This is a genomic window from Methanomassiliicoccus luminyensis B10, assembly GCF_000308215.1.
In the GTDB taxonomy this organism is placed as follows: domain Archaea; phylum Thermoplasmatota; class Thermoplasmata; order Methanomassiliicoccales; family Methanomassiliicoccaceae; genus Methanomassiliicoccus; species Methanomassiliicoccus luminyensis.
The window spans coordinates 67,111-80,697 of sequence record NZ_CAJE01000021.1; the positions used below are offsets into that span (position 1 = coordinate 67,111).

Sequence of the window (13,587 nt, forward strand, 5' to 3'; positions counted from 1 at the left end):
TATTCACCCAGTGCTCTCACTCGAACAATATGTTCGATACGTTCTTCAGCTCCTTGTCCCAGATGCTTTCCAGGATGGTCCGGAAGCGGAGGTCCAGCCGCACCGTCCCGTCCTCGCTCTCGATGAGCAGGCCGGGCTCCATGTCGATCTCGGTCAGCGAGGCGGCCCCCCGCAGACCGGCCAGTAGGTCGGCCTCGCCCGTGGGGCAGTACACCTTGGGGCGGGAGATGACCTTCTTGCCCTCGGCCAGTATCTTCTTGTACAGGGCGGATTTCTCTTTGGGGCCCATCGCCGAAAGGTCCTGGAGCGTCTCCTCGAAGGTCCTGTTCAGGACCTCCTTCCTTTTGTTGAGGACGACCTTTTTGGCCTCCAGTTCGGCACTGGACAGTTCCTGCCGCCTCATGCGAAGGATGGCCTCTTGGAGGTCCTTCTCTTCCTGCCTCTGAATCTTCTCGATCTCGGAGTCGGCGTCCTTCATTATCCTGGCCCTTTCTTCCTCGGCCCGTTGGATGCGGAGGTTGGCCTCCTGCTGTGCGTTCTCCAGGATCTCGTTGGCTACTTTATCCAATGCCATTCACAAGCCTCTCGATGATATGAATCCCCTTTACTTGAGGAACCATAGCAGGGCAGCAATGACGAAACCAAAGAGAACGATCGTCTCCGGAAGAGCCATCAGGACCAGGCCCTTACCGAGCTTCTTCTCATCCTCGGCGACCATTCCGATGGCCGCAGCACCGATGTTCGACTGAGCGATACCAGTGCCGAGCCCAGCCAGTCCAATCGCGATTCCAGCGCCTATTGCTATCAATCCAATCTCTGCTACCATTTTCATTCCTCCACTGTGTACTTGCGGTTAATCTTCAAGGGGTTGAACTCCAACCCGCCTCCGGTATAGAATTTCTTAAAGAATTCGACATACTGCAACCTTATGCCGTGTATGCCGGCCGAGATTATCGCCATGATGAAGATCATCAGGTGACCGACGACGAATATGGCAAGAGCGGCTATCAGTATGAGCACGTCCGTGGCCGAAGCTGCCCCGCCGACGCCGGCCGCGAGCATCCCGATGGACATGTAGTTGAACGCCAGGGCCATTCCGGCCTTGGACATCCCTATCGCTGCCAGACGAGCATAGGATATCACGTTGCTGAGGACCTCCGGGATCTCCATGAGGACGATCCCGCCCTCTCCCACGACCGCCAGCACGAGGCCGGCTATGAAGAGCCCTATGCCCAGCAGGAACCCGATGTTCTCGGTGATTATCAGATCATGGCCGCTGATGAACACGTCGATGATGACGGGGAGCAAGCAGGCGAAGCCCAGGAAGATCATCAGCCACGATCCCTTCTCCATGATGGCATGCTTTATGCCGTGGCGGATGGCGATGTTATACATGCCCAGGATCAGCCCGAAGATCAGGTGGGCGAGGCCGACCCACAAGGTCGCGTACAGCAGCAGCGTGACGTTGCCCAGCTTGGTAACGTACCCAAGGTTCACATCGAAACCGCCGATGGTGAAAAGCGTATGGGGGATATCGATGCCGAGAAGCTCGGCCCACGTGACGGACCACATGCCCTCCGAGCCTCCGGAGTGGACATTGGTGAACTCGATGCCCATCATGTCGCCGAACAGGAACAATCCGAAGAAGGCGGACCACAAACCGCCGTAGAACAACATGGTGGCGATGGCGCGCCAGTCCTTGCTGACACACATCTTCAGGCCCAGTGCGCCGAGGATGATGAACGGGATGGCGTACCCCACGTCACCCACCATGAACCCGAAGAATAGCGGGAAGAAGATCGACAGCAGTATGGTGGGGTCGATCTCATTGTAGCTTGGAGTGGAATACAAGTTCGTAAAGTAAGTGAAGCGGCCGGCGAGCTTGCCGTGCTTCAGTGATACCGGGGCCTCCTCGGAAGCAGGCTCGTTGCCCTCATCGGTGGCGAACATGCCCACATCCTCGTGCTCCTCCGCGGGCTCCTCATGATGCTTCCGCTCCTTGTTCTCCAGCACCTCAATGTGAATGGAATCGCCAAAACTATCGGAGAAGGCCTTGCAGATATCGTCGAAGGACCTGGTGGGGACCCAGGCCTCCAGGATGAAGGAATGTGCGGAAGCGCCCATGCGGATGGGCAGTTCGGCCTTCTCCACCTCGATGCTCAGGTACTCGTCGGAAGCGAGGATCGCGGCGGCATGCTTCTCCCGCAGCTCGGATAGCTTCTGCTCGGTCTCTTCGAGGTCCTTTCTGGCGCATGAGATGTCGGCCTCCAGCTTGGAGGCCACTTCACGGGGGTTGCCCGTCCCGTCGGGCACCGCGGTCTGAGAGAACCCATACTGGGCGAGGACACGCTGGGCCTCTTCGGCCATGGCGATGGGCACGAACAAGGCGATGAAAGTACCGTCCTCAGTGGTGAAGAGCTCGTATTCGCCGTTGAGCGCATCCCTCAGGCCCGGTTCGGGATCGGAGTGGACGTTGCCGGTGATCACGCTGAGGCAGCTATAGCCTCTGTAAGCCTCAAGGTCCAGGGGGATGCTCCGGTAAGGCCGGAGAGCGGCCAGACGGCCCTCCATCTCGTTCAGCTGACCCTGTCGGGTATTTTTCGACTCGGCCACTGACTGGACGTCGGACTCGATCTCCGCGACGGTCGAACCGAGGTCGGCCTTGACCTTGGAGACCGGCATGCACTCCCCTCCCTTTACAGGCACGATGTCAAGGTCCTTTTCAGCGGACCGCAGCTTGAGAAGCTTGTGCGAGGCGTCGGAGGCCTCCGGGAGCGGCGCTCCGAGAGTGAAGCCTTCCGTCTCGGGAGAGAAATCAATAACGTGGACCTTCTCCAGGCTATAGAGAAGGTTCACGGTCGCCGGCAATTTGTCCTTGGTCCCTACGACCAAGATCCTACTCATTGGTTCCGGCAGAAACATCGAAGGTCCTCTCAAGATGTTGCCTTATGTAGGCTTTCGCTTTGGGAACCCTGTCATTGGCCTTGGTGCCAAGGATGTTCGATTCTCCGGTCCCCTTCTTCAGCAGTTCGTCCCTTTGGATGGCGAGGATACGCTTTTCCTCAGCCAGCTGGGACTCGCTGTTGGCCTTTGAGGCGCTCTCGGCCTTTTGGATCCTGTCAGCCGCATCCCTTCGAGCGGCGGCGATGATGGCCCTTTGCTTCTCATCGGCCTGCTCGATCAAAAGCTTGGCTTTAGCCTCAGCGTCCTTTACTTGGAGAAGTGTCTCAGATTTGCCCACAGCTCTCTCTCCGGAAGGTTTGATGGGAATATACTCCTGATATTTAAAGGGTTCCGACTTAGTCAGTTGGACCCATCAGCCTGGTTGGCTGTTCTAAAAAAAGCGAACTTGTTGATGCTATAAAGGCCTTTTTGATGGACCATCGGACTCTGCTCGGCAGGGTTGCAGAGAGCCGCTCGAAGTACCCTCATGGGCACGGGGTGAGAGGGTCGGGGCCGCTGTAGCGGCGTACCTCGACCTTGCTCTCCTCAAGGACCTTCCTCGACAGCTCATCGACGTAGTCGTCCTTGTACACTATCTCCCTGATCCCGGCGTTGACCAGGATCTTGGCGCACAGCACGCAGGGGAAGTTGGTGATGTAGATGCTGGCATCCTTGACGCTCACGCCGAAGTAGGCCGCCTGGATGACCGCGTTCTGCTCGGCGTGGACCCCCCGGCACAGCTCGTGGCGCGTCCCTGATTCAATGTGGTTGACCAGCCTGACGCAGCCGACCTCGGCGCAGTGCTTGAGGCCTTTGGGGGCCCCATTGTACCCGGTGGTGAGGACCCGCTTCTCCTTCACTATGACGGCGCCCACGTTCCGGCGCAGGCAGGTGGACCGGGTGGCCACCAGCTCGGCCATGCGCATGAAGTAGGTATCGTTGTCCGGCCTGCCGTTCATTGGTCATCCCATTCGCTACCGACCATATCTAGATTTCCGAGCAGGTAGTGTGACCGTGTAGGGAACGATTTTATACTCATTATATCCCTTGTGCGCTCGTGTCCGAGGGGGAGCAGACCAGTTCCTTATTATCATCGCTTAAGGCCTTCATCGTGGCCCCCCTGATCTTCATCATCATCCTCGGCGCCATCTTCGCCTACAGCGGCATCTGGCCGCCCCTGGTGGTCATAGAGTCCAAGAGCATGCAGCATGACGCTTACCAGGCCAGCGACTACGTCGGCCCCAGCAGCATCGGGGCCATCGACACCGGGGATATCGTCATCGTGAAAGAGGTGAACGGCCTCGGTGACGTGGTGACTTACGTCGAGGGCGCCACGTCGGGTTTCGAGACCTACGGCGAGTACGGGGACGTGGTGATCTACTACAAGTCAGGCATGGCCAAGCCCATCATACACCGGGCCATAGTGGAGCTGGAGTACAACGAGACGGGGGGCGGGTTCGACGTGCCATCGCTGCTGGACCTTCCAGATGATGCGTGGTCGGTGTCCCCCGGGCCGCAACAGGTGTGGAACCTCCAAGGGTTCCTGATCCTGTACGATGTAGGGTATGCCGAGGTCACCGTGAGCATCGACCTCAACGCCATGCTGGATACCATGGGGAGCAACGCGCACGGCGGCCTCATCACCATGGGGGACAACAACTGGTACACCAACAACCAGGGCGGCAACATAGGCCGGTACGATCAGGGATTCCTTTCCGTCAAGGAGCCCATCGAGGGGGACTGGGTCATCGGCAAGGCCCGCGGCGAGCTGCCCTGGTTCGGGCTGCTGAAGCTGTGGTTCACCGGCACCGCGCCGGAATACACCCCGCCGAACAGCCAGACCAACCTGTTCATCACTCTGGGCGTGGTCATAGGGGTGCCGATCGTGCTGGACACCGCCAATACCCTGCTGAAGAAGCGGGGCGTGCACATGTTCGGATGGACCGGGAAGCTCAGCACCAGGCGCCTGTGGACCAGGCTGAAGGGCAAAAGATGATCAGATCAGGGTGGTCTGGTTCTTGGGCCGGTAGTTCTTGATGCCCTGGAGGATCTCGTCCTCCTCCAGGATTTTCTTCGTTTCCACCACCGGCACGGAGGACTCTATCTCCTTGGTGCGCCCCCCGCGGCCGAAGGACCTCACCCGGGCATGAATGATGCCCAGCATGTCCAGCTCGGATATGAGGTCGGTGACGCGCCTCTGCGTGAGCACGGTCACGCTGACGATCTGGCTTATCTCCCGGTACGTTTCGTACACGTCCCCGGTGGTCAGCCGGCCCTCTCCCCTCTCCTCCTGGAGCATGATGGCCATGAGCACCAGCTTCGACTGCGTCGGCAGCGTGCGTATCGCCTCCGTAACGCAGTCCAGCTCGATCTTGTTCTTGGCCTTGTACACGTGCGCCTCGGTGACCTTGTCGTCCCCGTTGCGCTCGGCGATCTCCGCCGCCACTCTCAAAAGGTCGAGGGCCCTGCGGGCGTCCCCGTGCTCCTGGGCGGCCAAGGCCGAGCAGAGCGGGGGCACACTGGGGTCGATGACGCCCTGGTAGAACGCGAGATCGGAACGCTGGTTCAGGATATCCCTCAGCTGCTCGGCATTGTACGGCGGGAACACCATCTTCTCCTCGCCCAGGCGGCTTTTCACGCGAGGATCGAGGAACTCGGTGAACTTGAGGTCGTTGGAGATGCCGATGAGCGATACCTTGGCGTTCTGGAGGTCGTCGTTGATCCTGGAGAGATGGTAGAGGACGTCGTCGCCGGATTTGTACACCAGTTTGTCCAGTTCGTCCAGGACGATGATCACGACCCTGTTGGTCTCATCGATCTTCTCCCGTAGGATGTTGTACACACGCTCGGTGCTCCAGCCAGTGAAGGGGATGCGGTCCTTGAACTTGTCATCGGTGAAGAAGGTGTTGCCGATGTTCTGCAGGACACCGTACTGAGTGTCCACCACCTCGCAGTTCATGTACAGGTAGTGAACGCGGTTGAACTGGGAGTCGGCCTTCTTTATCTCCTTCTCCAGGTACTTCACCGAGGCGGTCTTTCCCGTCCCGGTCTTGCCGAAGATGAGGACGTTGGACGGCCGGTCGCCCTTGAGGGCGGTGACCAGGATCGAGGCGAGCTGGTTGATCTGCTCCTTGCGGTGGGGCAGCTCGTCCGGGATGTACGACGATCTGAGGATCTCACGGTTGCGCTGGAAAATGCGCTTCGAGTTCAAGTATGGTTGGAATATGTTCTCTTCCAAATAGCCGCCCCCACAGGTCCTGCCAGAAGGTACCACCCTTACCCCACATGTTCCATTGGAAATCGGCAGGACCTCGGTAATCCGTCGTATAGAGGAAGTTGCTAATGTAGTTTTTCTCCCGGCACTCCCCAGGCGTGCGTCGGACGCCGCGCGGACGTGATGCCGGGAGACCCCCACCCCTTTATTTCCACTGGAACGCGATCTCGCCACCCCCGACCCGGGCGGAGCCCCCCCGACGACGTGGACGAACGGGGCGCGGCTCCCGATCGAGACGTTCTTGACGCGATGAGACGGGGGGATGAGGGAGGGAGCGAAACATCCAGATACCTACATCAGCATCCATCGGATACCGGGAACGTGCGTTTTCGGAAGAAGTGTGAGACGTTAGACGAAGAAACTACTTACGTTAATATATAGAGAAGAGAAGGAAGAAAGAGAATGACAGCGAACGAGAACGACCATCGGGACGAGGAGCGGACTGCGGCGATAGTCACATTGACCGAGGATTTGCTTGAGTTCGAGGACCTTGCCCGGTCGGCCGGGTATTCGGTCCTCTACGAGTCGATCCAGAGGAGGCGCGGTCCCGCCAGGAACACTTTCGTGGGCAAGGGAAAGCTGGAAGAGCTGAAGAAGCTCCTGAAGGAGCGCCCCGTACAGGTCCTTCTCATCAACGGCGACCTCAGGCCGTCCCAGCATTATCTCCTGGAGAACGAGCTCAAGGTCGAGTGCGTCGACAGGATCAGGCTGGTCCTCAACATATTCTCTACCAGGGCCTTCTCCAGGGAAGCAAGGTTGCAGGTCCTCCGGGCGCGGCTACGCTACGAGATCCCCTTCCTGAGAGAATGGGTCCACAACGCCAAGTCCGGCGAGCACCCCGGCTTCCTCGGCGCCGGCGAGTACGAGACCGACGCGTACTACGAGCTTATCCGTCGCCAGCTCAGCAGAGTAGAGCAGGAGCTCGCCAAGATGGACCGGGACCGCTCCCTGAGAAGGGACCAGAGAAAGAAGAGAGGTTTCTGCACCGTCGCCATCGCCGGCTACACCAATGCTGGAAAATCCTCGCTGCTCAACATCCTTGCCGACGAGCGCTCTCTCGTCGAGAATAGAATGTTCTCGACCCTGTCGACCACCACCGGCCGCCTCGAGGAAGGGGTCAACAAGCAGATACTCCTTACCGACACCATCGGCTTCCTCAGCGACCTGCCGCATTTCATGATCGAGTCGTTCAAGAGCACCATCGATGAGATCTACTACGCTGACCTGGCGCTCCTGGTGATCGACGCCTCTGATCCGGATGACGTATTCCGCAAGAAGCTGGAAACATCGGCTGGCATACTGTTCCCGGAGGTCGACCCCTCCTCCATAATCATCGTCCTCAGCAAGCTGGACAAGGTCCGGGATGTCCGCGCCAAGGCGATCCTGGCAGCTTCCACGGTGCCGTGCCAGGAGGTGGTGGCGGTATCCTCCATGAGTGGGGAAGGGATGCCCCAGCTCCGCGAGGCCATCGCTCTCACCTTCCAGTTCCCCGTGGAGATGCGCTTCCGGCTCCCTCATGGTGAAGGGGTGGAGGCCTTCCTGTCCTGGCTGCACGACCACACCGAGGTCCTCTCGGTCGACTACGGCGACAGCGTGGAGGTCCATCTGTTCTGCCGGGAGAAGGACCACTCCAATATCGTCTCCCGGGTCGTGGCCCTCAAAGGCACCCCTGTTTCCACTGCATGAGAACGGTGCTGCGAAGGCCTCTAGGATATCGGATCGATTACGAGGTCAGGTAACAGACCCGGTGCGCATCGGGGAAAGGCGTTCCACAGGAAATAGAGGGGTCCCCCTCTTGCGGCACGCCCTTTACTTCAGCCCGAAATCGCGCTTCTTGAGGCCGAGCTCCTGCTCATACTTCATGGGAAGGTTCCAAGCCAAGTACTCGACGTCGTCCATCTGCTTGACGAAGGCGGCCCTGCTCTTCTCTTCCATGAGCTTGCGGAACTTGCGGACGTTCCTGTGATAGGTAAAGGTCCAGATAGCCCCTATGAGGAGCACGACAGCGCCGATCCCCAGAATCCAGTAGCCCCAGGCGCCCAGCTGTTTGAAGTTGTTCCCATACAGGTCCGAGATGCTGACGATCAACATTATCAGCCCGACAAGGTCGAGGCCCGCAGAAAGCGCTCCGGCCTTCTCTACCGTGAACGGCTTTGCCATGTGCCGACATCTCTGAACGATTATTCAAACATTGGGAAATGACTTAGCCTGATTGTAATGGGCCCTTCCAAGGTCCGGGGGCCGGCTCCAGGGTCATGCCCCCGGCCCGGCGCCACCCCCATGCTTTGTTCTTGCTGGCATGCCTCTCCGTGCTCGCCCTCATGCTGTTGTCGGACTTCTCGCCCCCGCCGGCCGACGACATCCCCGCCCTCGACCAGGGCGGGGGCGAGCTCACCTGCCTGGTGCTGAGCTCGAGGACCACCGCGAAGGGGCATGTGCTGAACCTGACCGACGCCGGGGGCAACCTCGCGAAGGCCTTCTGCCCCCTCGACGTGGCCGGGGCGGCGCCGCCGGACGGCGCCCTGGTGCGCATCGTGGCAGAGCCGTCGTCGGACGATCCCGGCTTCCTGTTCGTCCGCGAGCTGGAGATCCTCCAAGGTCCCGGCGGGAAGGATTGATATGGCCACGCTCCTTACGAGGCCGACATAATGTACGTAGCCGCCGACGACACCGATTCCTCCACGTGGATGTGCACCACCTTCCTGGCAACGGAGCTGGTGGCGGCGATGGGGGATCTCGACCTCATCGGACCGCCCCGGCTGGTCCGCCTGAACCCGGCGGTGCCGTGGAAGACCCGGGGCAACGGGGCCATCTGCCTCAGGGTCGGCCGCGGCGCCGGGCTGAGGCGCTCCATCGGGCGCATCGGGGGCAGGGAGGTGTTCTGCTACCCCCGCTCGACAGGGGAGCCGGACGCCGGAGAGGTAATGGAGCGCTGCTCCAGGGTCATGGACAAGTGGTCCCAGCTGGACGACTCCGACCCCGGCCTGGTGATCTCGGAACGAAGGCCGGACCCCGGTCTGTACCGGCGGGCGGTCAGCAGGATCATCACCAAGGAAGAAGCCCTGGAAGCGGTGAGGAAGGTCGGCGGGACGACTTACCAGCTGAACTCCGGGCGCGGGATCATCGGCGCCGCCAGCGCGATGTCGTGGGTGCCCATGGACCGCACCTACGAGGTGCTGACGTATCGTCGCCGGGACCGCTGGGGCACTCCGAGGGACGTTTCGGTCGAGGATGTCAGCCTAATCGACGAACGGTTCCCCTCCACCTTCAACAACTTCGACCACCACTCCGGCCGGCCGGCCATCATACCGCACACCACCTGCCCCATCCTCTACGGCGTCCGGGGGGACTCGGCCATGGAGCTGATCGAGGCATACCGGTCCATCGCCTCGGAGGAGGTGGAACGCTGGATGCTGTTCATGACCAACCAGGGGACGGACGAGCATATCATACGCCAGTGGACCGCCCTGGAGGCGAACTCCTCGTACGAGATCGTGGGGACGGTCGCCGGCATGCCCCATACCGTCCCGGGCGGCCACGTCATCTTCCGCCTGGCCTCCCAGGGGGAGGAGGTGGACTGCGCCGCCTACGAGCCGTCCAAGGAGTACCGCCAGGTGGCGCGGGCCCTGCGGCCGGGGGACCGGGTCAGGGTGCTGGGGGAGCTGAGGGAGACCCCCAGGACGCTGAACATCGAGAAGATGGAGGTCCTGGAACTAGCGCCGTCCCGGCTCAAGGTCGCCAACCCCTCCTGTCCGCAGTGCGGCAGGAGGATGAAGTCCGTGGGGGCCGGCCAGGGCTACCGGTGCCGGGAGTGCGGGACCAAGAAGAGGGACCCGGTGACGGAGGGGGAGGAGCGCTCCCTGAAGCCAGGATGGTACGAGCCCCCGGTGTGCTCCCGCCGCCACCTCTCCATGCCGCTGTCGCGGATGGGCCGCTGACATCGACCAATGACGAACGTCATGACCGGCAAATATTTTATAGGGAACTCCTCTGGCGTGCCGGGATGGGAGCATCGCTCCTTCTATGAGATAACCAGGAGATCGATCTGGTGAAAGATGTCGTCATACTCAGCGCCGCCCGCACCCCGGTCGGCAAGTTCGGAGGATCACTGAAGAGCTTCACCGCCCCCCAGCTGGGCGCGTTGGCCATCGGCGCGGCCGTCAAGCGGGCCGGGCTGGAGCCGAGCGATGTGCAGGAGTGCATCATGGGCATCGTGCTGTCCGCCGGAGTGGGGCAGAACCCCGCCCGGCAGGCGGCCGTCAAGGCCGGCTTGCCGATCGAGATCGGCTCGCTGAACGTCAACAAGATCTGCGGCTCCGGCCTGAAGTCCGTCATGCTCGCCGCGAACTCCATACGGGCCGGGGAGCACGAGGTCCTGGTGGCCGGAGGCATGGAGAGCATGAGCATGGCCCCCTACCTCCTGACCGAGGGGCGTTTCGGCTACCGCCTGGGGGACAACACCATTGTCGACCACCTCGTAAGGGACGGCCTGTGGGACTCCTTCAGCGACAGCCACATGGGCAACACCGCGGAGACCGTGGCGGAGCGGTTCAACGTCACCAGGCAGGAGGCGGACGAGTTGTCGTACCAGAGCCACGTTAAGGCGGCGGCGGCCCAGAAGGCCGGGAAGTTCGACAAGGAGATCATCCCCGTCAAGGTCAAGAGCAAGAAGGAGGAGATCGAGCTCAGGCAGGACGAGGGCGTGCGCGCGGACACCTCGATGGAGGCGCTTGCCAGGCTCAAGCCCGCCTTCAGGGAGGGCGGCATCGTCACCGCCGGGAACGCTTCCCAGCTGAGCGACGGGGCCGCCGCGGTCATCGTGACATCGAGGGAGTTCGCGGAGTCCCGCGGGCTGAAGCCCCTCGCCTCCATCGTGGACTACAACACCGCCGGCACCAGGCCGGAGTGGATCATGGAGGCCCCCATTCCGTGCACCAGGGCGCTGCTGCAGAGGAACAACCTGACCATCAAGGACATCGACCTGTTCGAGCACAACGAGGCCTTCGCCACCGCCTCCGTCGCGGTGAAGAGGGAGCTGCAGGTGCCGGACGACCGCTTCAACGTCAACGGCGGCGCGGTGGCTTTGGGTCATCCGATCGGCTGCTCCGGCGCCAGGGTGCTGACCACCCTCATCCACGCCATGCACGACCGCGGCGCCAACACCGGCCTCGCGACCCTGTGCCTGGGCGGCGGCAACGCCGTGTCCATGATAGTAAAGCGGGAGTGAGATCAAGACGCATGCCGGTCTGGCCGCCGGCAGGATCTCGATCCCTGGCGGCCCAAACTCATTTATCCCATCATGCGGCAGTCATCGAAATAACCGCGGTCAAGACGTATCCTTCGATCAACCGCTTTTTTCAGCTCAGTAGCAACTCCGACACTGCCTCCTTCGGCAAAAGCCAACGCGATCTCCTTGTTCTTCTTGGCAATCTGCACTGCAGGAACGAAATCCCCATCGCCTGCAACCAGGATGATTTTGTCAAGCCTATCGTCATAAGAGCACTCCATTAATCGGGTGGCGATGAGAATATCCACTTTCTTCTGTCGAGGGATTAGTATGTGCTTCTGGCATATTGGGCAAGTACGGCCTTCATCCTTGACATATCCGAGTTCAACCTGGAACTTGTCGAGATATGACAATCTGTCGAGGAAACGTTGCTTCTTTTCCCGATACGAGGACGACTCCGGTGGAAGAGCATCGAACACGTAGGTCCTAGCTCGTTCATAGCCATAGCAAAGCTTGTCGCTGAACTTCTGATAGTCCAACTTCCCGCTCAATTGAAGGACGTTAGCTAAGTTCTGAAGATACATTCCGTCGAGCAATACTGCTGCCCTCTCCAAAGTATCACCATTACAAGTAGTACCCGTCCCTTTCCCCTGCGAGAAAGAGACGGGGGATAATAGTGCTACGCCATTCTACATTGCCAGGATTTAAAGATTGTCCATACTGGTAATTTTTCTCACGAACAATAAAAAGTTCAACGCGAACCGCTGCATCTCCCGGTTTGCCCTGCCACGCTCCTCAATGGGTGCGGGCATGGGCCCCTGCCACTCGACACGATGTGCGGTCCGGACCAACATGCTTTATTCACCCCATCCCATCTATGTCCGGTGATGGATCCTGACTTCCTTGGATGAGCTCGCAGCATCGGTCGAGGCGTACCGCAAAGACATGATCAAGGAGATGCAGGCCATGCTCCGCATCCCCTCCATGGGGCCGGAGAACGGCGGGCAGGGCGAGGTGGAGAGAGCGCGGCACCTGGAGAAGGTGGTGCGCCTCTGCGGGTTCGAGGACGTGAAGGTGTACAGCTCCCCGGACGAGCGCGTCGCATCAGGGGTCCGGCCGAACATCCTAGCCAGGAGGAAGGGGAGGAGCGACCGCACCATCTGGATCGTCTCGCACATCGACACCGTCTCCGCCGGGGATGAGAAGAAGTGGACCTACCCGCCCTTCGACCCCCAGGTGGTCGACGGCAGGATCTACGGGCGCGGGGCTGAGGACGACGGGCAGGCCGTGATATCGTCGATCTTCGCGGCCAGGGCCCTCCTGGACACCGGCCTGGAGCCGGAGCTGTCCGTCGGCCTGGTCCTGGTCGCCGACGAGGAGGCCGGCTCCGACCACGGCATCAAGTTCCTCATCGACCAGAACCTCTTCGGCAAGGATGACCTGTTCTACGTCCCCGACTCCGGCGACGACAAGGGCTCCGTAATAGAGGTCGCGGAGAAGTCCATCGTCTGGCTGAGGATCACGACCAAGGGAAAGCAGGTGCACGCCTCCACTCCGGCGCTGGGGTTGAACGCCCTGACGGTCGGCGCGGAGTTCATGCTGTTCCTGCGGGACCACCTGTACGGCAAGTTCAACGAGGAGGACCCCCTCTTCATCCCCGCGGCCTCCACCTTCGAGCCGACCAAGAAGCCCGCCAACGTGGAGAACATCAACACCATCCCGGGCGAGGACGTGGTGTTCTTCGACGCTCGATTGCTGCCCCGCTACGACCCCCAGGACGTGGTGGAAACGGCGCAGAAGCTGGCCAAGGTGTTCGAGGAGCGTACCGGGGCCAAGATCACCGTGGAGGGGTCCAGGGTGGACCTGGCGGGACCGGCGTCCTCGCTGGAGACCGACGGCCTGGCCGCTCTGAAGGATGCCGTCAAGAGGGTGCTCGGGATCGAGCCGGCCATCATCGGCGTGGGCGGCCAGACCTGCTCCAACTGGTTCCGCCGGGCCGGGTGGGACGCCTACGTGTGGCAGACCGTGGACGAGACCCTGCACCAGGTCGACGAGTACACCCGCATCGACTCCATGGTCGGCGACGCCAAGGTGTTCGCGGTCCTACTGGCCAATCTGTGCTATCCCGGGCAGTTCAGGTGAC

14 protein-coding genes are annotated in these 13,587 nt (G+C 60.9%); 6 read left to right on the top strand and 8 right to left on the bottom strand.

The features are described 5' to 3' along the window. Positions 1-16: 16 nt before the first annotated feature. The 5 genes from WYS_RS11795 to WYS_RS11815 form a co-directional block, all read right to left on the bottom strand. Positions 17-574 (bottom strand): V-type ATP synthase subunit E family protein, encoded by a 558-nt coding sequence (locus tag WYS_RS11795; RefSeq protein ID WP_026069076.1) that lies wholly within the window; start codon positions 572-574, stop codon positions 17-19. A gap of 30 nt (positions 575-604) precedes the next feature. Next, on the bottom strand, positions 605-832 hold the full coding sequence (locus tag WYS_RS11800) for a hypothetical protein (RefSeq protein ID WP_019178380.1): 228 nt from the start codon (positions 830-832) through the stop codon (positions 605-607). Beyond that, positions 829-2,904: a V-type ATP synthase subunit I gene (locus WYS_RS11805; RefSeq protein WP_019178381.1), complete on the bottom strand. Its 2,076-nt coding sequence runs from the start codon at positions 2,902-2,904 to the stop codon at positions 829-831. The genes WYS_RS11800 and WYS_RS11805 overlap by 4 nt, the downstream gene beginning before the upstream one ends. Continuing rightward, the gene (locus tag WYS_RS11810) at positions 2,897-3,241 is read right to left on the bottom strand and encodes a hypothetical protein (RefSeq protein WP_019178382.1); all 345 of its coding nucleotides are present in this window, start codon (positions 3,239-3,241) and stop codon (positions 2,897-2,899) included. The genes WYS_RS11805 and WYS_RS11810 overlap by 8 nt, the downstream gene beginning before the upstream one ends. 187 nt (positions 3,242-3,428) lie before the next feature. Then, on the bottom strand, positions 3,429-3,902 hold the full coding sequence (locus WYS_RS11815; RefSeq protein WP_019178383.1) for a deoxycytidylate deaminase: 474 nt from the start codon (positions 3,900-3,902) through the stop codon (positions 3,429-3,431). Between the two features lie 98 nt (positions 3,903-4,000). On the opposite strand from WYS_RS11815, the gene WYS_RS15275 reads away from it, so the two are divergent. Next, positions 4,001-4,939, top strand: a complete 939-nt coding sequence (locus WYS_RS15275; RefSeq protein ID WP_019178384.1) for a S26 family signal peptidase — start codon at positions 4,001-4,003, stop codon at positions 4,937-4,939. On the opposite strand, the gene WYS_RS11825 is transcribed toward WYS_RS15275, so the two are convergent. Then, positions 4,940-6,181, bottom strand: a complete 1,242-nt coding sequence (locus WYS_RS11825) for an ORC1-type DNA replication protein (RefSeq protein WP_049796358.1) — start codon at positions 6,179-6,181, stop codon at positions 4,940-4,942. Between the two features lie 438 nt (positions 6,182-6,619). Here WYS_RS11825 and hflX point away from each other — a divergent pair, with 438 nt between their 5' ends. Next, positions 6,620-7,903, top strand: coding sequence for a GTPase HflX (gene hflX / locus WYS_RS15280; RefSeq protein ID WP_019178386.1), 1,284 nt, complete (start codon positions 6,620-6,622; stop codon positions 7,901-7,903). A 123-nt stretch (positions 7,904-8,026) separates the two neighbouring features. Here the strand turns inward: hflX and WYS_RS11835 are convergent, their stop codons facing one another. Next, entirely contained in the window at positions 8,027-8,377 is a 351-nt protein-coding gene (locus tag WYS_RS11835; RefSeq protein ID WP_019178387.1) for a hypothetical protein, read from the bottom strand. A 131-nt stretch (positions 8,378-8,508) separates the two neighbouring features. On the opposite strand from WYS_RS11835, the gene WYS_RS11840 reads away from it, so the two are divergent. The 3 genes from WYS_RS11840 to WYS_RS11850 all read left to right on the top strand — a co-directional run bounded on the left by WYS_RS11840 (position 8,509) and on the right by WYS_RS11850 (position 11,444). After that, positions 8,509-8,835: a hypothetical protein gene (locus WYS_RS11840; RefSeq protein ID WP_026069079.1), complete on the top strand. Its 327-nt coding sequence runs from the start codon at positions 8,509-8,511 to the stop codon at positions 8,833-8,835. Positions 8,836-8,865: 30 nt separating this feature from the next. Then, the gene (locus WYS_RS11845) at positions 8,866-10,155 is read left to right on the top strand and encodes a tRNA(Ile)(2)-agmatinylcytidine synthase (RefSeq protein ID WP_019178389.1); all 1,290 of its coding nucleotides are present in this window, start codon (positions 8,866-8,868) and stop codon (positions 10,153-10,155) included. Positions 10,156-10,265: 110 nt separating this feature from the next. Beyond that, entirely contained in the window at positions 10,266-11,444 is a 1,179-nt protein-coding gene (locus WYS_RS11850; RefSeq protein WP_019178390.1) for an acetyl-CoA C-acetyltransferase, read from the top strand. Positions 11,445-11,506: 62 nt separating this feature from the next. Here the strand turns inward: WYS_RS11850 and WYS_RS11855 are convergent, their stop codons facing one another. Beyond that, a complete protein-coding gene (locus tag WYS_RS11855; RefSeq protein ID WP_049796359.1) occupies positions 11,507-12,040 on the bottom strand; it encodes an NYN domain-containing protein in 534 nt (177 codons plus the stop codon). Between the two features lie 307 nt (positions 12,041-12,347). On the opposite strand from WYS_RS11855, the gene WYS_RS11865 reads away from it, so the two are divergent. Beyond that, on the top strand, positions 12,348-13,586 hold the full coding sequence (locus WYS_RS11865) for a M20 family metallo-hydrolase (protein WP_019178393.1): 1,239 nt from the start codon (positions 12,348-12,350) through the stop codon (positions 13,584-13,586). Position 13,587: the final 1 nt, after the last annotated feature.